Genomic DNA, 20,998 nt, shown 5'->3' with positions numbered 1-20,998 from the left:
CAAGGCACGTTGACGGCGCCGCACCACGTGCGGTCCTTCGAATTCCACCATCCACGAAAAGTCCTGCAGGAGAGTCATGTCCGTCCTACCCCAGGCCCCCGCCGCACCCTACGGCGCGCACACCCCGGCCGAACCGGCAGTGGACCTACCGGTGCTGACCCCGAAGGAGGCCGGCGAGCGCGCCCTCGCGGTGCTCGCGGAGATCGAACGGGCCGTCGTCGGCAAGCCGGAGGCGCTGCGCCTGGTCATGCTCGGGGCTCTGGCCGGCGGCCACGTCCTGATCGAGGACCTGCCCGGACTCGGCAAGACCCTGCTGGCGCGCTCGTTCGCGACCACCCTCGGCCTGGACTTCCGCCGGATCCAGTTCACCCCCGACCTGCTGCCCTCGGACGTCACCGGCGCCCCCTTCTACGACCGGAACACCGGCGAGATGGTGTTCCGCCCCGGCCCGCTGTTCACCCAGCTCCTGCTCGCCGACGAGATCAACCGCACCCCGCCGAAGACCCAGGCCGCGCTGCTGGAGGCGATGGCCGAGGGCCAGGTTTCCGTCGACGGCGAGACCCGCCGCCTGCCGCACCCCTTCCTGGTGATCGCCACCGCCAACCCGATCGAGTACGAGGGCACGTACGCGCTCCCGGAGGCGCAGCTCGACCGCTTCCTGCTCCGCGTGCGGATGGGCTACCTCCCCACCGGCACGGAGGCGGCGATGCTGCGCGCCCGGCTCGACCGCGCGGCGCCGGAGGCGGTGCTGGACGCGGTCGGCAGCCCGTCGGAACTGCTGGCCATGCGCGCGGCGGTGGAGCGGGTCGAGGTCGACGACGACCTGGTCGACTACGTCGTCGCGCTGGTCGACGCGACCCGCAACGACCAGCAGATCCAGGTCGGCGCCTCGCCCCGCGGCGGCCTCGCGCTGATCCAGCTGGCCCGGGCACGGGCGATGCTGGAGGGCCGCGACTACCTGACCCCGGAGGACGTCAAGGCGCTCGCCGTCCCCGCGCTCGCCCACCGCATCACCCTCGCACCGGAGTTGTGGGTGCGGCAGATCGAGGCCGACGACGTCGTGCGGCGACTGGTCGACGCCGTCCCCGCGCCGCAGACCCTGCCCCGCGCGGCCCGTTCGTGAACCGCGCACCGCATCACGGGGAGCCCGCCACCCGGTCCGCCGCCGGCGCCGGGCCGGTGGCCGGCGCCCGGCCCGTCGTCGGCGCCCGGCTCGTCGACGGCCTGCCGAGCAGCCCGCCCCCGCCGCACTGGCGCGCCGGTGAGCAGACGCTGCGCCTGCTCACCGTAGCCGTCGCCGCGGCCGTCGCCGCGCTGCTCACCGGCCACGCGTGGCTGCTCGCCCTGGCGGCCGGGCCCGCGGTCCTGCTCGCCCTCGCCGCCCCGGGGCGCACCCGGCCGACCGAGCTGTCCGCGGACAGCACCGCCGAGCCGCGCCGCTGCTTCGAGGGCGAGCCCGTCACCGTGCACGTCACCGTCCGGCACGACGGGCGGACCGGCCGCCTCGACCCCACCCTGGCGCTCGGCCCCGGCATCACGCTGGACGCCCTCAGCGTCACCGCGACCGGCGTGGACCTGGTCGTCCACGCCGACAGCTGGGGCCGCTGGCAGCTCGGCGTGATCGACGTCGACGTCCACGACGCGGGCGGCCTGACCCGGCGCACCGTGCGCACCGACCTCGGCACGGTGGACGTCTTCCCGGTGCCCAGCGCGGCCCGCCTCGCCCCGATCCCGGTCCGGCTGCCGGAGCGGATCGGCGAGCACACCACCGCGCACGAGGGCACCGGCACCGAGGTGATCGGCGTGCGCCCGCACGTGCCGGGCGAGCGGCAGCGGCGCATCCACTGGCCGTCGACGACCCGCCGCGACGCCGTCCAGATCAACCAGTTCACCGCCGAGCGTGCCGCCGACGCGGTCGTCCTGCTGGACACCCTGGCCGACTTCCGCGACGCCACCACCGGACTGCGCAGCCTCGACGAGACGCTGCGCGCCGCCACCGGACTGACCCGCTCCTACCTGCGCCGGCACGACCGGATCGGCCTCGTCGCGGTCGGCGGGACGCTGCGCTGGCTCAGCGCGGGCAGCGGGGACCGGCAGTTCTACCGCATGGTCGAGAGCGTGCTGGAGGTCCGGCAGGACCGCCCCCGGCGCGGCGCCGCCGTTCCCCGCATCCCGCTGCCGGTCCTGCCCGGCCACGCCCTCGTGTACGCGTTCACGCCGCTCGCCGACCAGCGGATCCTCGACGTGCTCGGCCAGGTGCGCGAACGCGGCAACCCGCTCGTCGTGGTCGAGGTCCCGGCCGGCGAACCGGCCGCGCGCCCGGACGACGAGACCGACGCCCTCGCCCTGCGCCTGTGGCACGCCGAACGCGAGGCGATGCGCTCGACGCTGCGCGGGCGCGGCATCCCGGTGGCCCGCCACACGCCGGGCGAGCCCCTCGACCTGGCACTCGCGCCGCTGCTGCGTCGCACGATCACGGGAGCGACCCGATGACCTCGACGACTCCGGCACCGCCCGTGGACGCGACGGAGGCGACACCCCCGCCCGGTGCCGTCCGGTGGTCCCCGCGGCTCGAACGGGCCGTCCTGCGGGGCACCGGCGCCGCCCTGGCCCTCGCCGCCGTCGGCCTCCCCGGCAGCGGTGGCGCGACCGACCGGTTCGGGCCCGCGGCGGCGGTCGTCGCCACCGGCCTCGCACTCTGGGCCGCGCCGCCGCCGGACGACCCGCCGAGCCGGACGGCGACCTGGCCCGCGCGCCTCGCCGCGTCCCGTACGACCCTCCTCGGCGCCGGGTCGGTGGTGCTCGCCGCGCTGTGCGAGCCACGGGTGTGGCAGGCGCTCGCCGTGACCGTCCTCCTCACGGCCTACCTACTGCTCCTCGATGCGTTCGGCCCGTGGCGCCGGACCGTCCGCCCGGCCGCGGCCCGTGCCGCCGTCGCGGCGTCGCTGCTGGTGCTGCCGGTGGCCTTCGCGCCGACCGGGGCGGGGGAGTGGTCGCGCCCGATCGCGCTGCTGGGCGTGGCGGCCGCAGCCTGGGGTGTGGGTCTCGGGCTGCGCCCGTCCGCGTCCGGGGCCGCCGCGTCCGGGGCCGCCGAGGACGGGAACCCCGAGGCGGCCGCCCGGGGGTGAGCCCGGTGCGCGCCGCCCGCCGGTGCCACGGCACCGGGTCAGTGCTCGGCCAGTTCGATGGCCCGCTCGGCGAGCCACAGGTCGTGGACGGCCGTGGGGAAGCGGACCAGCGAGCGCTGCAGCAACACCTCGGCCCGGGCCAGGCGTTTGCGGACGGCCGAGGGCGAGACGGACAGCGCCTCGGCCGTCGGCACGAGGCGGGCGTCCATGTGCAGCCAGGTGGCGAGCGTCTTTGCCACGGCCGTCGGGGCGTCGGGTCCGTGGAGCGGCCGCAGCTGCCGCTCGGCCCAGGCCTCGACGCGGGGCAGGGCGAGGAGGTCGTCGAGGGCGGGTGTCGGCCGGGCGTCCGCCGGGGCGTCGTCGGGGCCGTGGGGAGCGGCCGGGGCCGCGTGCAGGGCGAGGGCCAGGGCGGACCGGTTGGCGAGCCGGGCCAGGTCCAGCTGGAGCAGCTCCTGGACGGACGCCAGGCGGGCGGCCAGGGTGTTGCGGTGGATCCTCAGGTGGGCCGCAGCTCCGGAGGAGAACCGCAGCCAGGAGGCGGCGGTGGCCAACAGCTCGGCGCCGTCCGGGTCCTGGAGGCGCCTGGGCCGGTGGAGCCTGAGGGGCGACAGGAAGGAATCGGCCCACACCGCCGCGGCCGTCCCGATGGTGAGCGGGAGGTCCTGGGCGGAGGCGAACGTCGCGAGCCGGTCGGCGCGGTGGCGCGCGGCGGCCAGCGCGTGGAACGCCTGCGCGTAGCCCGTGACGGTCTCCCGCAGGGGCACGGCGTTGCTGACCCCGATCCGGCAGGCGTGGGCCGCTGCGGGCCGGGCGGTGGCCCAGGCCGGGAGGGAGGGCGCCGCGGGTGCGAGGACGATCATGTGATCGCTGTGGACGGGGCACGGCACGGCCCACACGCCGCCGCCCGACTCGGCGAGCCGGTGCGCCACCTCGTCGCGCGCGCCGCGCCGACCCTCGACGACGTACACCTGCACCACCTCGGGCAGCGCGGGTTGCAGGGCGCCGGAGATCTGGCGCGCCGTCGCGGTCTGACCGTTCATCAGCAGCTGGAGGACCGCCTCCCGGACCCGGTCGTCCGCCGCGCGCAGCCGGCGCTGACGGCGGCGGACGTCCTCCGCCTGCCACGCGAGGCCGAGCACGGACGCGGCGTCCGCGACGAGGGCCGGCAGCCCGGGCGGGGCCGGGCGCGGCGCCACCACGGCGAGGAGGGGCGTCTCCCCGGTGTCGTCGAGGGTCAGCACGAGGCCCGTGAGGCCGCCCTCGTCGACGGCGACGGACCGCAGCCTGCGGCCGGCGATCTCGCGCGCCCCGCGCAGGCAGAGGCTGTGCGCGGAGCTCCCCGGTGGCGGCGCGGCCGGACTGGCCGGGGTGCCCGACCTGTCCAGCAGGAAGGCGACCGTTCCGGTGCGGTGGGCCAGCCGGCGGAGCACCTGCGCCGTCCCGCCCTTGCGGGCGGCGCGGTACATCGCGAGGATGTCGTCCGCCCGCTCGGCCTGTCGAGACCCGGTCGAAACCCGAGTGTTGTCGACCTTCATGCCATTCCCCCCGGAACGTTCGGTACGTCACTCCGCAGAATACACGCGGCGGTAATTCGGAGGACGGAGGGAACACTGTGCACTTCGGCACCGTACGAAGCCTTCAAGTGTGCAGAAAGGCACTGTTGCCTTCTTGCCCGCAGCCGTAGATTCCTTGCCGAGGCCGGGCGAGGCGAGGAGCCGAAGATCGGCCGCACGGGGGAGGCTCGATTCCCTTTGGCCGGAATGTCACGGCGTGAGCGACGGGCGGACAATGACGCCCGATTGGTTATCCCGTTTCCGCCCGAAGGGTGCCTGCGTGGGCCGACCGCGCCTTCATTCGCGAAAGGACGAGAGATGACCACGACGACCTACACGCCGCATACCGCCACCGCCACCGCACCGCCCGACGAGCAGGACGCCTCCGGCCCCGACACCGGCTGGAACTAGCGGCCGCCGCCGTCGAGGCGGCGGCCGGTTCGACCCCGGGGGAGGGGGCCTGTCCTCCGAGCGGTCGGGCCTGCGCCTGGGGTCGGCCGTCCGGGAAGGGCTGTCGGGGCGGCTCGACGACGTGGATGCCGATGCCGTCGGGCTGCACGGCTGCCTCGTGCGGGATCCGGATGCTCCGGATCCCGCGGTGGTGGAGGCCGCGCTCAGGGCCAGGGCCGCCGCCATGGGACCGCCGCGTACCTACGTCCTGGGGCCGGACGGGAGCCGGGTCAGGCAGGAGGCTCCGTCGTTCGGACGGAACGGCGCCGGGCCGGTGGTGGCCGGCCACGGCGCCGCGTCCCGAGTGCCGCCCCGGTCAGTCCCGCTGCCGGCGGACGGCCTTCAGCTCCCGGGTGACGGCCCAGGCGTCGGCCACCGGTCCGAGGTGGCCGAGCTTGTCGGGGTTGATCACCACGCGGACGGCCTGGACCTGCCCGTCGAGCACGTCCAGCGTCATGGCGTGGAGCACCCGGCCGTCCCGGTCGCGGACGACCGCCCCGGGCTGCCCGTTGACCTCCTGCGGCGCGCACGTCGCGTCGATCCGTTGCAGCAGCGGGAAGAACGCCGCCAGCACGCGGGCCACGTTGTCCGCCCCGACGACGGCGTTGGCCAGCTGCGGCGCCTTGCCGCCGCCGTCCCCGACCAACTGGACGTCGGCGGCGAGCAGGGCGCGCAGCGCGCCCACGTCGCCGTCCGTCAGCGCCTCGAAGAACCGCGTCGCGAGTTCCTGCCGCTCCTGGCGGTCCGCCGCGAACCGGGGGCGCCCCGCCGCCATGTGCCGCCGTGCCCGCACCACCAGCTGCCGGCAGGCCGCCTCCGAACGCCCCACCGCCGCCGCGATGTCGTCGAACCCGAAGGCGAACACCTCCCGCAGCACGAACACCGCCCGTTCCAGCGGGCTGAGGCGCTCCAGGAGCAGCAGCGCCGCCATCGACACGGAGTCCGCCAACTCGGCCGCCCGCACCGGGTCCTGGTAGGGATCTCTGAGCAGCGGCTCGGGGAACCACGGCCCGACGTACGTCTCGCGCCGCATCCGCGCGGACCGCAGGACGTCGATGGAGATCCGGGTGACGGCGGCCGACAGGTAGGCCTTGGCGGAGACGGGCTGCGCCGTGGCGGCGTCGAAGCGCAGCCACGTCTCCTGCACGGCGTCCTCGGCCTCGCTCACGCTGCCGAGGATCCGGTAGGCGATCGAGAAGAGCAGCGGCCGCAGCTCCTCGAAGTCCTCGACCCTGCTCATGTCGGTCTCCCCTCGTCCGTCGCCTCAGTGGAACTGTCCGGGCTCGTAGCTCCCGGCCGGCTGCTGCGTGATGACGTTGAGCCGGTTGACCATGTTCATGAACGAGACGAGGAGCACCAGCGCGGCGATCTGGTCCTCGTCGTAGTGCTCGGCGGCGCGGGCCCACACGTCGTCGCCCACCCCGCCGGCCGCGTCCGCGACCCGGGTGCCCGCCTCGGCGAGGGCCAGGGCGGCGCGCTCGGCCTCGGTGTACACGGTGGCCTCGCGCCACGCCGCCACCAGGTTGAGCCGCACCGCGCTCTCCCCGGCCGCGGCGGCGTCCTTGGTGTGCATGTCGACGCAGACCGCGCAGCCGTTGATCTGGCTGATCCGCAGGGCGACGAGCTCCTGGGTGGCGGGCGGCAGCGGCGACTCCTTGATGCTCCTGCCCGCCGCCATGATGTGCTTGAAGCTCTTGCCGACGGTCGCGTTGGCGAAGTAGTCGAGTCGGGCGTCCATGGGGTGTTCCTCCGTGATCGTGAGTGATCGTGCGCGGTCGCACCCTGAGACGGGACAGCCCGCCGCGTTGTGACACGGCGGACTGTGATCCGCGTCTCGGACTCCGCCCCGGCCCGGGATCACGGGCGTCGCGCGACGAAGACGAGCTCCCTGCCCGGCCGGTCGGGCGCGTCGCGGACGTCCCGCAGCTCGTAGCCGAGTGCGGCCAGGTCCCGTTCGACCTCGTGCCGCTCGTGGAAGCGCAGCGTGGAGTCCGAGGTCAGCACCCGTCCGTCCGAGGCGAACGCGTACGTCCACCGAAACGTCACCAACGGCCCCTCGACGCACAGGAGTTCCACCCAGGTCTCGACGGCGCCGACGCCCGGGACCTCGGTCGTCCCGAACGAGGACTCGCGGTTCCACTCCTCCCAGGCGCGCCGGGCCGGGTCGCGGGTCTCGAAGACCAGGTGCCCGCCGGGCCGCAGCGCCTCGTACGCTCCCCGCAGGGTCCGCCGCCAGGCCTCCGGGTCGGTGATGGCCTGGGCGACGTTCGCCGTCATCGTCACGAGGTCGACCCGCAGCGGCGGCAGGGCCGTCGCGTCGCCCCGGATCCAGCGCACCCGCTCGGCGCCCGGCTTCGCCCGTGCCACGTCGAGGGACGCCCCGGCGGGCTCGACGCCGACGACCTCGATCCCCCGGTCGGCCAGCAGGAGGGGGAACACCCCCGTCCCGCAGCCGATGTCCAGGACCCGGCGGGCCCCGAGTTCGTCCGCGATCCGGACGTAGGCGTCGAGATCGGTGCGGTCGGGGTCGAGCGGGTCGTAGATCGCGGCCAGCCGGGGATGGGCGAAGGATTCGTCCGTCATACCGCACGTCCTCTCAGGCCGGGACGGCCGCAATGGAGCCGGCCGCGGCCGGCTGCGCCGGCCGTTCGGTCGGCAGGTCACGGTGCGTGCGCACCGGGGAGAACCAGAGGATCAGCGCCGACAGCGGCACACCGGCGGTCAGCAGCCACATGGTGGGTCGCACGCCCAGCCAGGTGCCGAGCAGGCCGCCGAGCAGCGCGCCCACCGGGATCGTGCCGTAGTTGAGCATCGCGGCGCTCGCGGAGAGCCGCCCGAGGAGCTCCGGGGGGCAGTACCGCTGCTGGAAGGTCGACTTGATGATGTTTCCGGCGACGACACCGGCCGAGGCGCCGAACCCGCCGAGGACGAACAGCGCCAGGCCGGCGCCGGGCGTGGTGAGCGGGACGAGGAGGGTGAGGGTCGGCAGCACCAGCTCGAAGAAGAGCATCGCCCGGGCCGTGCCCATCCGGGCGGCGACCCGGCGGGCCACCGTGGCGCCCACGATGCCTCCGGTCGACGCGGCCGCGACCAGCGCGCCGACCGGAGGCATCGGGCAGTCCCACGTCCCGGACCAGGAAGACCACCTGGATCGACTGGTAGCCCGTCAGCGTCAGGTTCGCGGCGGCTCCGAACAGCGTGAACGTGCGGAACCAGACGTCCTCGGACACCAGGCGCAGCCCCTCACCGATCTCCTGGCGCAGCGCGCGCTTCGCCCGTGTCGTCCTGACGGGTTCGCGGTGTCGGATCCGGCCGGTGCACACCAGCGAGAGCAGGAAGGTGACGCTGTTGGCGAGCACGCCGTTGACGGGCCCGGTGAGCTGGGCGATCAGCCCGCCCGCGCCGAGGCCCGTGATGCTCGCGGCGGACGCGCTGCCGTGGAGCTTGGCGTTGCCCTCGGCCTGGTCGGCGGGGGAGAGGAGCTTGGGCAGGTAGGCGGTGTACGCGGTCTGGAAGAACACCGTGGCCACGCCGGTGGCGAGGGCCACGGCGATGAGCTGGGCCATCGTCAGGATGCCGGCGCGGGCCGCCAGGGGGACGGTCGCGAAGAGGACCAGCGAGACGGCGGAGGCGGCCAGCATGATCGGGCGGCTGCGCATCCGGTCGACCCACGCCCCGACGGGCAGGCCGATCAGCAGCCAGGGCAGCCAGCCGGCCGCGCTCAGGATGCCGACCTCCAGGGTGGAGGCGTGCAGGGCGGTGACCGCGATGAGCGGCATGGCCAGGCCGGTGACGGCGGAGCCGAACTTGTTGGCGGTCTCGCCGGTCCATAACAGCCGGAAGTCGTGGTGGCGGCGCAGCAGGCCGGTGGTGGGGCGCTCGGTCGTGACGGCGGCGGCGCTCATGACGGGTCGGACTCCTCGCGGGGCAGGGACTGGATCTGGAGGATCACCGGACGGGCCGCCGGGTCGGGTTCGGCGTCCGGGGCGGGGGTGTGACGGTCGATCACGGCCATCAGTTCGTCGTTGAGGGCGCGCAGCTGGGCGGGCGTGAGGCGCAGGTTCGACCAGCCGGAGACGGTGCCGACGCCGCGCCATTCCTCCGGCAGCTCGGCGGCCATGGCGTCGGCGACGCGCCGGAACTGCTCGCGGAGCATCTCGCCCAGGTAGACGTCGAGGGCGCCCTTGGTGGCGGGGTCGCGGTCGAAGTCGGTGGTGTTGAGGACGTTGCGGCTGCGCACGGCCCGCCACCAGCGTTCGCGCCGGGTGCCGCGCTCCGTCTCCTCCTCGATGAAGCCGTGTTCGGCGAGGTGGCGCAGGTGCCAGCTGACGGTGCCCGTGTTCTCGCCGAGCCGCTCGGCGAGGCGGGCGGCGGTGGCGGGGCCGTCGGTGCGCAGCTCGTCGAGGAGGCGCATCCGCAGGGGGTGGGCGAGGCCGCGCAGGCTCGTGGCGTCGATCCGGCGGCGGGGCTGGTCGGTCATGGGGATCACTCTAAGGTGCAGAGAACTCTCTGCATAGGTCAATCTGCAGAGAATCCTCTGCAACGGTCGGGCCCGGGCGTCGAGTTAGAGGCTCTCACTTTTCTTCTTGACTCTTGCTCCCGCTGGGAGTTATAACTTCTAACGAAAGAAACAAGCTCTACGAAAGGGGGCGGTCAGCATGGAGACCGACCGCATGGTCCAGGTCGTTCTGCCGGGCATCGTGGCGCCGGAGGGACTGGAGATCCGGGAAGGCCGGGTGCCGGAGGCAGGTCGTGCACAGATCGTGGTGGCGGTGGAGGCGAGCGGCGTCTCGTTCGCCGAGCAGCAGATGCGCCGGGGGCGGTACTACGACCAGCCGCCCTTCCCGTTCGTCCCCGGCTACGACCTCGTGGGCCGCGTCCTGGCCACCGGCGAGGACGTCGACCCGGGCCTCACCGGCCGGCGGGTGGCCGCCCTGGTGAAGACCGGCGGCTGGTCCAGCCACGTCGTGCTCGACGCGGCCGACGCCGTCGAGGTCCCCGAGGGGCTCGCCGCCGACGAGGCGGAGACGGTCGTCGTGAACGGCATCACCGCCTGGCAGATGCTGCACCGGCAGGCGCGGGTGCGGGCCGGGCAGACGATCCTCGTGCACGGCGCGAGCGGCGGCGTCGGCTCCGTCCTCGTCCAACTCGCCCTGGCGGCGGGTGTGGCGGTGATCGGCACGGCCTCCGCCCGGCACCACGACGCCCTGCGGGAACGCGGCGTCATCCCGGTCGACTACCGCTCCGGCGACGTCCCGGCCCGCGTCCGGGAACTCGCGCCCGGCGGCGTCGACGCCGTCTTCGACCACGTCGGCGGCCGCAGCGTGATCGACTCCTGGCACCTCCTGGCCGCCGGCGGCACCCTCGTCGCCTACGGCAGCGCCTCCACCCGCGACGACACCGGCTCCAAGCAGTGGCCCGTCCTGAAGATCCTCGCCCGCACCTGGCTCTGGAACACCCTGCCCAACGGACGCCGCGCCCACTTCTACAACATCTGGGCCGGCCGCGCCCTCGCCAAGGACCGCTTCCGGGCCCGCCTGCGCACCGACCTCACCCAGGTGCTCACCGCCCTGCGCGACGGCGAGGTCTCCGCCCCGATCGCCGCCCGCCTCCCGCTCACCAGGGCCGCGGAGGCGCTGCGCCTCGCGGAGTCCGGCACCGTCACCGGCAAGATCGTGCTGACGCCGTGACAGCCCTCAAGGTCAGGCTGGGCAGTGGGTTCTTACACGCCTTTGCCACCGCTCTGCCGAGCGGCTGACCGGCGACGTGCACTGTCGTCCCCACAACGACCGCAGGACGTACGGGAGGCCGGAGAGCCATGACGACCAGCACCAGCACGACGAACACCCCCGCGGCCCGGGGCCGCCGCCTGGCCCTGGCCGCCGCCGCGCTGGCCGTCGTGGCCACGGCGGTCCCGCTCGGCGCGACCGCCGACGCCGCGACCGCCGACGCCGCGACCACCGTCTCCGGCAAGCCCGCCTGGTGCCCCACCGTCCCCGACCACGGCGTCGACTGCGACACCATGCGCCGCCCCCTCGTCGACGGCGCGCCCCGCCTCGGCAGCATCGACGTCGGCTACGCCGTCGTCCGCCACACCCGCCCCGGCCCGGCCAAGGGCACCATCGCCGTCAACCCCGGCGGCCCCGGCGAGACGCTCATCGACCGGGCCGGTGTCGTCGCCGCCGGCCTCGAAGGCGCCCTCGACGACTACGACCTGCTCCTCCTCGACCCGCGCGGCACCGGCAAGTCCGGCCGCCTGCCCTGCAAGGTCACAGAAGCCGACTACCGCTTCGCCCCGCGCGCCGAGCAGCACGAGGCCCTCGCCCGCTGCGCCGGGGAACTCGGCCCGCGCGCCCGCGGCTACACCAGCGCCGCCACCGCCGACGACATCGACGCCGCCCGCGCCCGCCTCGGCGCCCCCAAGCTCGTCCTGTACGGCCTGTCGTACGGCACCTACCTGATGCCCGTCCTCGCCGACCGCCACCCCGACCGCGTCGAGTCCATGGTCCTGTCCGGGGCCTACCCGGTCGACTTCGACCCGCTGGTCCGCGCGACCGCCCAGCACGTCTCCGAGGCCCTGCGCCGGATCTGCGAGCGCAGCGGCGCCTGCGACCCCGCCACCGCCGTCCGCGACCTCGCCACCGTCGCCGCCAAGCTGCGCACCCGGCCCCTCGGCGTGAGCGGGACGCTCGGCGGCGCCCCGCGCACCATCGCCTTCACCGAGGACAAACTCGCCAATCTGGTGTACGAGCCCGCCAGCCGCGGCATCGGCTCCCACCCCACCGAGCGCTCCCTGCTCGGCGACCTGCCCGCCGCCCTGCACGCCTCCGCCAACGGGGACGACGGCCCGCTGGCCGCGCTGGTGCGCGCCGAGATGGAGCACACCGGGACCGAGGACCAGGCCTCGTTCCTCGCCGTCACGTGCAACGACTACGTCCGTGCCTGGGACCACGACGCCCCGCCGGCGCAGCGCCGCCGGCAGTACCAGCGCGCCCTCTCCACCGCGAACCCGGCCGACTTCGGCGCCTTCAGCGCCAGGGGCTGGACCGAGGGCCAGAGCGACGGCGGCGACAACTGCCTGACCTGGCCGCGCAAGAACACCACCCAGCCGCAGGACGTCGACCTCGACCTGCCCGACGTCCCCGTCCTCGTGCTCTCCGGTGACCTCGACACCAACACCCCGGAGGCCAACTCCCGGCGCGCGGCGGCCCGGTTCCGCCGCAGCACGTTCGTGTCGGTGCCGAACGCCGGCCACGTGCCGGAGTTGGAGTCGACGGGCTGCACGCTGGCGATCGCCACCCACTTCATCCGCACCGGCGAGCCCGGCGACACGTCCTGCCTCGCCGCGATCCCGCCGATCGCCGTCGCACCGGTCACCCGCTGAGGGCACCATCGCATGACGGCATGACGGCATAGCCGTACGACCGCCATGGCCGTACGACCGCATGACCGACCGGGCCGCGCCACGTGCGCGGCCCGGTCAGCTCGCGCGGACCAGCTCGGCCCGCAGGCGCCCGGTCTGCTGCTCGTACGCGGTCCGCGCCTGCTCCAGCAGCCGCGCCCACGAGACCACCGTCGGGCGCCGCCGCAGCAGCGCCCGCCGCTCGCGGTCCGTCATGCCGCCCCAGACGCCGTGCTCGATCCGCTCGTCCAGTGCGTACGCCAGGCACTCGGTGCGCACCGGGCACCCGGAGCACACCGCCTTCGCCCGGTTCTGCGCCGCGCCGTCGACGAACAGCTCGTCCGGATCCGCCGTACGGCAGATCCCGCGCTTGGCCCAGTCCGTGTCCTCCACGCCGATCCCCTCCCCAGGGCTCGTAATACCACCCGGCCCTGACAGTTGATCACGGACCGGGTCGTCGACACTACGCACCGCCTCAGCCCCCACGGAAGCGGCACCTCACCCGATCGGGTGAATCTACCGGACTGGTGAATTTCCGGGCCGGGCGCCCCTCGCACCGCGGAGCCCGTCCGGACGGTCCACCGGGCCCGGTCGGCCGCGCCCGATCGTGTGAGACGGGTGCCGCCCGGCGCGGTGGCTCGTTGGTGGGGTGTGGCTGACGAGACGGGGTACGGGTGGGGGCGGACGCCGGTGGTGTGGGCACTGGCGGTGCGGGAGGTGGAGGACGGGCCGCCGCTCGCGGAGGTCGTGGTGGAGGTCGGGCCCGGGCTGCACGCGGACCTGCTGGCCAACGCCGTCGAGAGCGGGTTCGTGCTGGCCGCCGGTGAGCCGCCGGCCACGAGCGCGGTCGTCGAGGTCGGTGGCGGGCGGCTGGAGCGGCTGGTGCTGGTGGGCGGGCGCGAGGTGTGGGAGCCGGACGAGGTGGTCGCGGCGTCGTCCACCTGGCTGGCGGCGGCCGTGGGCCGGGGCGGGGCCGTCGTGGTCCTGGTGCCGCCCGGCACGTGGCCGCCGGGGCTGATGGAACTGGATCCCGAGGTTCGGCTGGAGGTGTTCACCCGGCGCCTGGAACAGGCGCGCACCGGGGGCCGGGTCCTGCACGGGACGGCGTCGCTGAAGCAGCTGCCTCCGGGGTGAACTCCCGTGCAGCCTAGGGCGTTTCGCCCTCGCCCTCGCCCTCGGTGTCGATGTGCGGCAGGATCCGGTCCAGGAAGCGCGGGGTCCACCAGGCCGCCGGGCCGAGCAGCGTCATGACGGCGGGGACGAGCAGCAGCCGGACGATCGTGGCGTCCACGAGGACGCTGACGGCCAGTCCCAGGCCCATCATCTTGATCACGATGTTGTCGCTCACGATGAACGCCGCGAAGACGCTCACCATGATCAACGCCGCACAGGTGATCACCCGGGCGGTGATCTCCAGCGCGTGGGCGACGGCGTCCTGGCTTCGGCCGGTGCGCAGCCAGGCCTCGTGGACGCGCGAGAGCAGGAAGATCTCATAGTCCATGCTCAGGCCGAAGACGATCGCGAACATCATCATCGGCACGTAGCTCTCGATCGGGACCTTGCCCGAGACGCCGAGCGCGGGCCCGCCCCAGCCCCACTGGAAGACCGCGACCACGACCCCGTAGGAGGCCGCGATCGAGAGCAGGTTGAGCACGGCGGCCTTGACGGCGACGAGCAGGCCGCGGAAGACGGCGAGGATGACCAGGAAGGCGAGACCGACGACCACGGCGATGATCAGGAACAGCCGGCTCGACACGATGTCCAGGAAGTCGACCTGGGCCGCGGTGCTGCCGGTGACGTAGGTCTTCGCGCCGGTGCCGCTCACCGCGTCCGGCAGGGCGGTGTCGGAGAGGTGGTTGACGAGGTCGGTGGTGGCGCGGTCCTGCGGAGCGGTCGCCGGGATGACGGTGGCGAACAGCACGGCGCCGTCCGGGCTGGTCTGCAGCGGGGTGGTGCTGGCGGCGCCTGGCAGGCCGGTGAGGGCCTGCTGCACGGCGCTCTGGACGGTCGGCCGGGCCTCGGCGGGCACGGCGCTCTGATCGACGACGGCGGTGAGCGGACCGTTCGAACCGGGGCCGAAGGCCTGGGACATGAGGTCGAAGGCACGCCGGTCGGTGAAGTCGGGGGAGTCGGCGCCGTCGTCGATGTGCCCGAGCTGGATGGAGAACAACGGGATCGACAGCACCGCCAGCACCACCACCCCGGCGACCAGGTACCGCCAGGGGCGCGCCTCGACCCGCCGCGCGTAGCGGTGCCAGGCCCCGCCCTCGCCACCGCCGTCCCCTGCGTCACCGCCGGCCTCGGCGACCGGGCGGCGGACGGTGAAGCGGTCCATCCGGTGGCCGATCACCCCCATCAGTGCGGGCAGCAGGGTGAGCGCGCCGAGCACCGCCGACACGACGGTGACGGCCGCGGCGGCCCCGAGCTTGGCGATGAACGAGATGCCCGACACCGAGAGCCCGGACAGCGCGATGATCACGGTGCAGCCGGAGACCAGCACCGCCCGGCCGCTGGTCGCCACCGCCTGCCCGGCAGAGGCGATCGGGTTCACCCCGTCCATCAGGTTCTGCCGGTGACGGGTGAGCAGGAACAGCGCGTAGTCGATGCCGACGCCGATCCCGATCATCGTGGCCAGCGTCGGGGCGACTGCCGCGAACGTGGACAGCGCGGCGATCAGCCCCAGCACCCCGAGGCCGACCACCGCCGCGAACAGGGCCGTCAGCAACGGCAGCCCGGCCGCGACGGCGCTGCCGAACCCGATCAGCAGCACGACGACCGCGACCGCGAAGCCGATCACCTCGCTCGTGCGGTCGTCCGGCGCCGGCCGTGCCAGCTCGCCCAGCGGACCGCCGTACTCCACCTGTACCCCGGCCTGCCGCAGCGGCTGGACGGCGGCGTCCACGCCCGTCAGGTACTCGGTGCCGAGCAGGGCCGGGGTGGTGTCGAAGCGGACGGTGATGTACCCCGTCTGCCCGTCGGCGGCCAGCGGCCCCCCGGGCGGGGCGGGCTGCCCGGGCGGCGGCAGCGGGCTCTGCACCGAGAGCACGTGCGGCAGCTGCTGGAGCGAGGTGACGGCCTGGGCGATCTGCGGCTGGAACCCGGTCAGCTGGGCGGGGTCGTGCAGCACCACCTGGGAGCTGGTGCCGGCGGCGGCCGGCTCGTGGGCCGCGAGGAGGTCCCGGCCCTCCTGCGCCTGCGTGCCGGGGAGCGAGAAGTCGTCCGAGTAGGCGCCGCCGACCGTCCTGTTGGCGGCCTGGATGCCGACCAGGGCGACGATCCACAGCACGATGACGATTACCGGGTGGCGCGCGCACCACTCGCCGAGGCGGCGCAGACCCGCGCGCTTGGTGGGCTGTGCGGTGGTCGAGGGGGCGCGGCGCGCGGACGACGACATGGGCGGCTCCCGGGTCCTCTGCTCGGTGGTGCGGCCGAACCGGCGCAGGGTTCCCGGGCGGGCCGGCCGGGGCACCGGTACCGGCGGGTAGTCGCCCCGACGGCTTCGGCGGCTCCGGCACCCGGCCCACCCGGGTGGCGCGCTCGCGGTCCGCGACCTCCCGTCCGCCCTGCGGGCGTCAGGGCTGCGCGGGACCGCCCAGCTTCGGGGCCGGGACGGGCGCCGCGGCACCGATCAGGACGACCATCTCGTGACCGCCGGGGTTGGTCTGGATCGGGACGGTCCGCCAGTTGTTGGCCAGCCAGACGTTGCCCGAGGGGTCGATCTGGACGCCCGTGTTGCGCTCCAGCCCGTCGCTCGTGTAGCCGGTGCCGGCCGGGGAGATGGGCTGGCCGGTGCGGTACCCGGGTGGGCAGGCGGCGAGGTTGACGCCGCACAGCCGGGCGACGCGGTGGCCGCCGAAGTTGGCGACCCACACCGTGTCGTCGCCGTCGACGGCGACGCCCCAGGGCAGGAACAGGCCGCCGTTGGTGAACGGTTCGGGCGCCGGGGTGCCGTCGGGCCCGATGAACGTCACCGAGGTGCCCGGGCGCGGGCCCGCCTCGGTCGCCACCGCGTTCGCGAGGTCGTCCACGGAGCTGTTCCCGCAGGGCACCGGCAGGATGCCGCTGTTGCTCACCCAGGCGTTGCCCCGGCTGTCGGTGGCGACGCCCAGCGGCCGGCGCAGGCCGCCGCCGGAGACCGTCGGCCCCGGGGTGCCGTCGGGGCCGACGACCTGGACGGTGTCACTGCCGTTCCCGCCGACCCAGAGCCGCCCGGCCGGGTCGACGGCGGTGCCGAACGGCTTCTGGACGCCGGGCGTGGCGACCTCCCGGGCGCGGGTCGCGTCGCCGTCGGGGATCCGGGCCACGCTGTCGCTGCCGCAGTTGGCCACCCAGACCGTGCCGGAACGGTCGGCGGACATGCCCTGCGGCTGGGCGATCCCGGCGCCGCGCCAGCCCTCCGGCGGGGACAACGGGGTGCCGTCGGGGGCGAACTGGGAGACGCTGCGTTCGAGCCCGGTCGGGTCGATCGGGCAACCGCGGCCCTGGAAGCCGAAGTTGCCGACCCAGGCGCTGCCCTTCGAGTCGACGGTCACGCCGAACCCGGCGCCGTACAGGCCGCCCCCCTGGTAGGGCGCGCCGGGGGCGTCCCGGCCGGTGGGGGTGAACTTGAGGACGCTGCGGCCGCCGCAGGTCGGGACGAGCCGGTCGGCCATGTAGACGTAGTTGTTGGTGATCCACGCGTTGCCGTCGGCGTCGAAGGCGAGGTTGCCCGGGCCGTCGACCTCGTGGCCGTTGCCGTCGTAGCGCAGGGCCACGGTCCAGGCGTCGGGGGCGGCGGGGAGCGCCGGCTCGTAGCGCGGGGTGGTCGCCGCGAGGTCGAAGAGGGCGGCGGCGTTGTTGCCGGGGTCGTGCGCGATGTCGACGGCGGCCTGCAGGGTGTTGCGCGGCCGCTCGTGGCCGGGGCGGCGGGCCAGGTCGAGCAGCCGGTCGCAGGCGTCGCCGGTGACGCAGGAGGCGAGCAGGTCGGCCAGGGTGTTGAACTCCGCCATGGTCGAGGTCTGGGAGCCGTTCGGCGGGGCGGCGAGCGGCGCGGCGACCTCGCCGGTGCCCGTGTCGGCCAGGTTGTGCGCGATGGCGGCCGCGTTCTGCAGCCCGGGGTAGGTGCCGGTGACGCCGCCCGGGCCGGTGAAGCGCGCGAGCGCGTAGGCCGCGGCGACGGTGGTCCGCTCGTTGACGACGAGCTCGGGTGGAGCGGCGGCCCCGCTGAGCACCGCGGCGAGTGCCACCGCGGAGCGCCCGGTGCCGCGCCGCTCCCGTCCGAAGTCGGCGAGCACGTACAGCACGGCGCGCGGGTCCTCCGGGCGGCGGTAGTCGAGCGTGAACCGCCCGTCGGCCGCACTCCGCGCCCTGCCCAGCACCCGCGGCCGGCCGCCCTCGCCGTCCCCGGCCTGGTACAGCGTCACCTCGGCCCCGCCCAGCGGCCCGTCACCGCCGCGCACCACCCCGCACTGCTCGGTGGGCTCCCATCCCGTCGCGACCGCGTGGGACGGCCCGGCGGCGAGCTGGGCGAGGAGGGCGGCGGCGATCAGGGCACCGCGACGTCTGCGCATGGGGGCTCCATTCGGTGGAGGGGGATCATCGGAGGGGGACGGGCCGCCCGCCGCCCTCCTACCTGCCACATCCCGGCCCGCCCGCACGCGACCGACCGCCGGACACGGCGGAAATTGCCCGGGACGGGCGAGACCCGCCCGCCGAGGCGACCCAGTGTGACCGGCATCACGTGCCGGGGTGCGAACTTCCGCGCCCACCGTGCATCCAGTCCTCCGTGTCAGGCATCCACCGTCACGACGTCAGCGAGGTTCTCTCCCATGGGTTATCTGCGCGGATTCGTCCCCTGGATCGCCTCCGGGGCCGTCTCGTCCCTCGACTGGCGCCGGGGCGTGCTCGGCGGGCCCGCGTCGGGGCTGCTGCTCCAGCTGCAGGACCGGCGGTGCGGGTCGGGCTCGACGCGCTGGTCCTGGAGGTCAGCGCCGTCGTCTACTCCGCGGCCGTGGGCGCACCGGCCCTCGCCGCGCCCTACTCGGGGCCGTCGAAGATGACCGGTGTCCTCTCGTTCGCCTGGCTGGCCGTCACCGCCTGCGGCTCCCTGGCGCTGCGCCGCCCGTTCACGCTCGGCATCGCGCGGCGGCGAACACCCCTCGGGACGTCGTCAACGCCACCCGCGCCGCCGACCCGTGCCCGCCGAAGCCGGCGTGGCTCATGGTCCGCCGCGACCGGCGGGTCCAGCGGCTCCAGGTGGTCTTCCCCGGGCGGTCGGCGGGCGGTTGAGGAGTCGGCGGGTGGGCGGCGGCCGTTTCAGGGGGCGATGGTGGCGTGCATCTCCCACACCAGGATCTCGGCGGGTTCGGTGGCGGTGACCCGGTGGCCGCCGGTCGCGGTGAAGCGCACGGCGTCACCCGCGGAGAGCGGGCCGGCGCCTTCGAGGACGACGTCTCCGCGGCCGACGAACAGGTGCAGGAAGGGGGCGTCGGGCAGTTCGACGTCCTGCCCGGGGCGCAGTCGGGCGACGTGCAGGGCGGCGTAGCGGTTCTTGATGCGGATGGCGGACGCGCCGTCGTGCTTGGCCATCCCGGAGGCGACCGGGAGCAGGTCACCGGACAGCAGCTCGTCGTCGATCTCGAGCTGCTCGTAGCCCGGTGTGATGCCGCTCTCGTCGGGGACCACCCACATCTGGACGAAGTGGACGGGGTCGGTGTGGACACCGGTGCCGCCCAGGCGCCAGGAGTCGTTCTTCTCGGAATGCAGGATGCCGGTGCCGGCGCTCATGCGCTGGGCGAGCCCGGGGTAGATCACGCCGGAGTGGCCGGTGGAGTCCTGGTGGACCAGGGAGCCCTGCATCACCCACGTGACGATCTCCATGTCGCGGTGCGGGTGGGTCTCGAAGCCGCTGCCGGCCTTGACGGTGTCGTCGTTGTTGACGAGCAGCACCCCGTGGTGGGTGTTGGCCGGGTCGAAGTGTCCACCGAACGAGAAGGAGTGCTTGGAGTCCAGCCAGTCGATCTCGGTCGAGGGGCGCTCGTCGGAGCGGCGGACGTCGATGCGGGGGAGATTGGCGGCGGTGCTCATCTCGTGGTCCTTTCGGCTGGTCGCGGGGCGGCCCTCGGATGTCCGGTGGTGCCTTCGTCACGCCCAACATAGTTCATTGTTCAACTATTCCGTCGGGTGGTGGCGCGAGGCGAAGGCGCTCGTGGCCACGGATGGCGCGCTCGGCGGCGCGTTCGCTCGACAGGGTGAACCATGGTCGGCGTTCGCAGGTCCACCCGCGTCTCGCGCGGGCGCGTTCCGCCTGGTCAGCGCTTGCGCGACGGCGGATCGGCGGCAGCACCGGGGCCGCCCGGTCCGGGTCGCCGCGTGGATAGCGTGGGGCCGGAAGATCACCGTACGAAGTCGGAAGGAAACACAGTGTCGGAATCGAAGCGCCGCATCTTCTCCATGCTGGACGCGGACGGCGACGGAGTCGTTTCCCGGGCGGAGTACTTCGCGAGGGTCGACCGGGTGGCCGCCGCGACGGGGCGCGACGCCGGGGACCCGCTCGTCGTCGCGGCGAGAGCCGCGCACGAGGAGGTGTGGTGGCACATGGACGCCAACCGCGATCTGCGGGTCACCTTCGACGAGTACAGCGCCTGGGCGGGCCACGACACGTTCGAGGAGTCCTGCCGTCCCGCACTGCGATCGCTGTTCGACCTCGCCGACGCGGACGGCGACGGGCGGCTGGACCGGGACGAGTTCGCCCGCCTGCGCGCGGCGATGGGCAACGCGGAACTCGCCATCGACTCGGCGTTCGACGCCCTCGACACCGACCGCGACGGCGCCGTCGACCGCGAGGACTACCTGGTGGGGATCAGGGACTTCCTCACGACGGGCGTCTCGGCCATGGCCGACGTGTACGGCGCCGGCCGACCGGCCTCCGAGACGCTCCCGACGCGCTGAGGCTCGGGGAGGGCGGATCCATGAAGCTGACCGGAACCGTGACGTGCGTGGACCCCGGCGGCTCGCCGGTGGCCACCGGGACCGTCGACCAGACCGTCACCATGCCAGGGACCGAACGCACCGGCGACGAGAGCCGCGACACCTCGACGACGCGCGTCACGTGGGCCGACGGCACCGTCTCCACGTTCGGGTTCGACCAGATCGACGTCGTCAAGGCCGCCGGAACCGCGTCCCTGGTCACCACCGGCAGCGTCACCGGTGACAGCGCGCGGTTCGCCCGGGATGCGCTCAAGGCGGTCGGCACCGGCGTCGGTGTCGGCTGCGGCACCGTGATCGGAGAGACCGCGCTGGACTGCACCCTCGTCATCCGCCTCACCCGCTGACGGGCCGTCCGGCGGCGAGCACGGCCGATGAGACCGGCCGGACCCGAGTCGGGGGGGGGCGGGGGGGCGGGGGGGGGGGCGGGCCCCGGGGGGGGGGGGGGGGCGCGGGGGGGCCCGGGCGGGGCCGCGGGGCGCGGCGGCGGGGGGGCCGGG

Annotated in this window: 17 protein-coding genes and 1 pseudogene; 8 read left to right on the top strand and 10 right to left on the bottom strand. The window is 74.6% G+C overall.

Annotated elements, in window-relative coordinates:
- The first annotated feature begins 76 nt into the window (after positions 1-76).
- From AB0C76_RS19680 to AB0C76_RS19670, 3 genes are read left to right on the top strand one after another with little or no spacing between them, the layout of a single operon-like run.
- Complete coding sequence (locus AB0C76_RS19680; RefSeq protein WP_359966647.1) at positions 77-1,123, top strand: MoxR family ATPase; 1,047 nt, start codon at positions 77-79, stop codon at positions 1,121-1,123.
- A complete protein-coding gene (locus AB0C76_RS19675; RefSeq protein ID WP_359966644.1) occupies positions 1,120-2,493 on the top strand; it encodes a DUF58 domain-containing protein in 1,374 nt (457 codons plus the stop codon). Before AB0C76_RS19680 ends, AB0C76_RS19675 begins: the two co-directional genes overlap by 4 nt.
- Entirely contained in the window at positions 2,490-3,128 is a 639-nt protein-coding gene (locus AB0C76_RS19670) for a hypothetical protein (protein WP_359966641.1), read from the top strand. Before AB0C76_RS19675 ends, AB0C76_RS19670 begins: the two co-directional genes overlap by 4 nt.
- 38 nt (positions 3,129-3,166) lie before the next feature.
- Here the strand turns inward: AB0C76_RS19670 and AB0C76_RS19665 are convergent, their stop codons facing one another.
- From AB0C76_RS19665 to AB0C76_RS19640, 6 genes and pseudogenes are all read right to left on the bottom strand, one after another.
- Complete coding sequence (locus tag AB0C76_RS19665) at positions 3,167-4,663, bottom strand: helix-turn-helix domain-containing protein (RefSeq protein ID WP_359966638.1); 1,497 nt, start codon at positions 4,661-4,663, stop codon at positions 3,167-3,169.
- A gap of 784 nt (positions 4,664-5,447) precedes the next feature.
- Entirely contained in the window at positions 5,448-6,371 is a 924-nt protein-coding gene (locus AB0C76_RS19660; protein WP_359966635.1) for an RNA polymerase sigma-70 factor, read from the bottom strand.
- 24 nt (positions 6,372-6,395) lie between these two features.
- Entirely contained in the window at positions 6,396-6,869 is a 474-nt protein-coding gene (locus tag AB0C76_RS19655; RefSeq protein WP_359966632.1) for a carboxymuconolactone decarboxylase family protein, read from the bottom strand.
- 119 nt (positions 6,870-6,988) lie between these two features.
- The gene (locus AB0C76_RS19650; protein ID WP_359966629.1) at positions 6,989-7,714 is read right to left on the bottom strand and encodes a class I SAM-dependent methyltransferase; all 726 of its coding nucleotides are present in this window, start codon (positions 7,712-7,714) and stop codon (positions 6,989-6,991) included.
- Positions 7,715-7,727: 13 nt separating this feature from the next.
- Positions 7,728-9,036, bottom strand: a pseudogene (locus tag AB0C76_RS19645) (MFS transporter).
- Positions 9,033-9,611, bottom strand: a complete 579-nt coding sequence (locus AB0C76_RS19640) for a helix-turn-helix domain-containing protein (protein ID WP_359966626.1) — start codon at positions 9,609-9,611, stop codon at positions 9,033-9,035. The pseudogene AB0C76_RS19645 and the gene AB0C76_RS19640 overlap by 4 nt, the downstream one beginning before the upstream one ends.
- A 178-nt stretch (positions 9,612-9,789) precedes the next feature.
- Between AB0C76_RS19640 and AB0C76_RS19635 the strand changes: the two genes are divergently transcribed.
- Both AB0C76_RS19635 and AB0C76_RS19630 read left to right on the top strand, forming a co-directional pair.
- Entirely contained in the window at positions 9,790-10,821 is a 1,032-nt protein-coding gene (locus tag AB0C76_RS19635; RefSeq protein ID WP_359966623.1) for a medium chain dehydrogenase/reductase family protein, read from the top strand.
- A 128-nt stretch (positions 10,822-10,949) separates the two neighbouring features.
- The gene (locus AB0C76_RS19630; RefSeq protein ID WP_359966620.1) at positions 10,950-12,515 is read left to right on the top strand and encodes an alpha/beta fold hydrolase; all 1,566 of its coding nucleotides are present in this window, start codon (positions 10,950-10,952) and stop codon (positions 12,513-12,515) included.
- Positions 12,516-12,611: 96 nt separating this feature from the next.
- Here AB0C76_RS19630 and AB0C76_RS19625 read toward each other — a convergent pair whose 3' ends face one another.
- Positions 12,612-12,926: a WhiB family transcriptional regulator gene (locus AB0C76_RS19625; RefSeq protein ID WP_359966617.1), complete on the bottom strand. Its 315-nt coding sequence runs from the start codon at positions 12,924-12,926 to the stop codon at positions 12,612-12,614.
- Between the two features lie 258 nt (positions 12,927-13,184).
- On the opposite strand from AB0C76_RS19625, the gene AB0C76_RS19620 reads away from it, so the two are divergent.
- Entirely contained in the window at positions 13,185-13,667 is a 483-nt protein-coding gene (locus tag AB0C76_RS19620) for a hypothetical protein (RefSeq protein ID WP_359966614.1), read from the top strand.
- Between the two features lie 13 nt (positions 13,668-13,680).
- Here AB0C76_RS19620 and AB0C76_RS19615 read toward each other — a convergent pair whose 3' ends face one another.
- The 3 genes from AB0C76_RS19615 to AB0C76_RS19605 form a co-directional block, all read right to left on the bottom strand.
- Positions 13,681-15,927 (bottom strand): MMPL family transporter, encoded by a 2,247-nt coding sequence (locus AB0C76_RS19615; RefSeq protein ID WP_359966611.1) that lies wholly within the window; start codon positions 15,925-15,927, stop codon positions 13,681-13,683.
- 178 nt (positions 15,928-16,105) lie between these two features.
- Complete coding sequence (locus AB0C76_RS19610; protein ID WP_359966608.1) at positions 16,106-18,082, bottom strand: NHL repeat-containing protein; 1,977 nt, start codon at positions 18,080-18,082, stop codon at positions 16,106-16,108.
- Positions 18,083-18,827: 745 nt separating this feature from the next.
- Complete coding sequence (locus AB0C76_RS19605; RefSeq protein WP_359966605.1) at positions 18,828-19,598, bottom strand: pirin family protein; 771 nt, start codon at positions 19,596-19,598, stop codon at positions 18,828-18,830.
- A gap of 336 nt (positions 19,599-19,934) precedes the next feature.
- Between AB0C76_RS19605 and AB0C76_RS19600 the strand changes: the two genes are divergently transcribed.
- Both AB0C76_RS19600 and AB0C76_RS19595 read left to right on the top strand, forming a co-directional pair.
- Complete coding sequence (locus AB0C76_RS19600) at positions 19,935-20,462, top strand: EF-hand domain-containing protein (RefSeq protein ID WP_359966602.1); 528 nt, start codon at positions 19,935-19,937, stop codon at positions 20,460-20,462.
- 20 nt (positions 20,463-20,482) lie between these two features.
- On the top strand, positions 20,483-20,845 hold the full coding sequence (locus AB0C76_RS19595) for a hypothetical protein (protein WP_359966600.1): 363 nt from the start codon (positions 20,483-20,485) through the stop codon (positions 20,843-20,845).
- The last annotated feature ends 153 nt before the right edge of the window (positions 20,846-20,998 follow it).

It is taken from the genome of Kitasatospora sp. NPDC048722, from assembly GCF_040650235.1.
Classification (GTDB): Bacteria; Actinomycetota; Actinomycetes; order Streptomycetales; family Streptomycetaceae; genus Kitasatospora.
The sequence above is the reverse complement of the archived record's forward strand: the minus strand, read 5'-3'. Positions and strand labels throughout refer to the sequence as shown.

Coding starts and splice junctions, on each gene's coding strand:
- AB0C76_RS19635 (WP_359966623.1), top strand. CDS start 9,790: ATGGAGACCGACCGCATGGTCCAGGTCGTTCTGCCGGGCATCGTGGCG.
- AB0C76_RS19640 (WP_359966626.1), bottom strand. CDS start 9,611: ATGACCGACCAGCCCCGCCGCCGGATCGACGCCACGAGCCTGCGCGGC.
- AB0C76_RS19605 (WP_359966605.1), bottom strand. CDS start 19,598: ATGAGCACCGCCGCCAATCTCCCCCGCATCGACGTCCGCCGCTCCGAC.
- AB0C76_RS19610 (WP_359966608.1), bottom strand. CDS start 18,082: ATGCGCAGACGTCGCGGTGCCCTGATCGCCGCCGCCCTCCTCGCCCAG.
- AB0C76_RS19630 (WP_359966620.1), top strand. CDS start 10,950: ATGACGACCAGCACCAGCACGACGAACACCCCCGCGGCCCGGGGCCGC.
- AB0C76_RS19595 (WP_359966600.1), top strand. CDS start 20,483: ATGAAGCTGACCGGAACCGTGACGTGCGTGGACCCCGGCGGCTCGCCG.
- AB0C76_RS19670 (WP_359966641.1), top strand. CDS start 2,490: ATGACCTCGACGACTCCGGCACCGCCCGTGGACGCGACGGAGGCGACA.
- AB0C76_RS19655 (WP_359966632.1), bottom strand. CDS start 6,869: ATGGACGCCCGACTCGACTACTTCGCCAACGCGACCGTCGGCAAGAGC.
- AB0C76_RS19660 (WP_359966635.1), bottom strand. CDS start 6,371: ATGAGCAGGGTCGAGGACTTCGAGGAGCTGCGGCCGCTGCTCTTCTCG.
- AB0C76_RS19650 (WP_359966629.1), bottom strand. CDS start 7,714: ATGACGGACGAATCCTTCGCCCATCCCCGGCTGGCCGCGATCTACGAC.
- AB0C76_RS19680 (WP_359966647.1), top strand. CDS start 77: ATGTCCGTCCTACCCCAGGCCCCCGCCGCACCCTACGGCGCGCACACC.
- AB0C76_RS19615 (WP_359966611.1), bottom strand. CDS start 15,927: ATGTCGTCGTCCGCGCGCCGCGCCCCCTCGACCACCGCACAGCCCACC.
- AB0C76_RS19665 (WP_359966638.1), bottom strand. CDS start 4,663: ATGAAGGTCGACAACACTCGGGTTTCGACCGGGTCTCGACAGGCCGAG.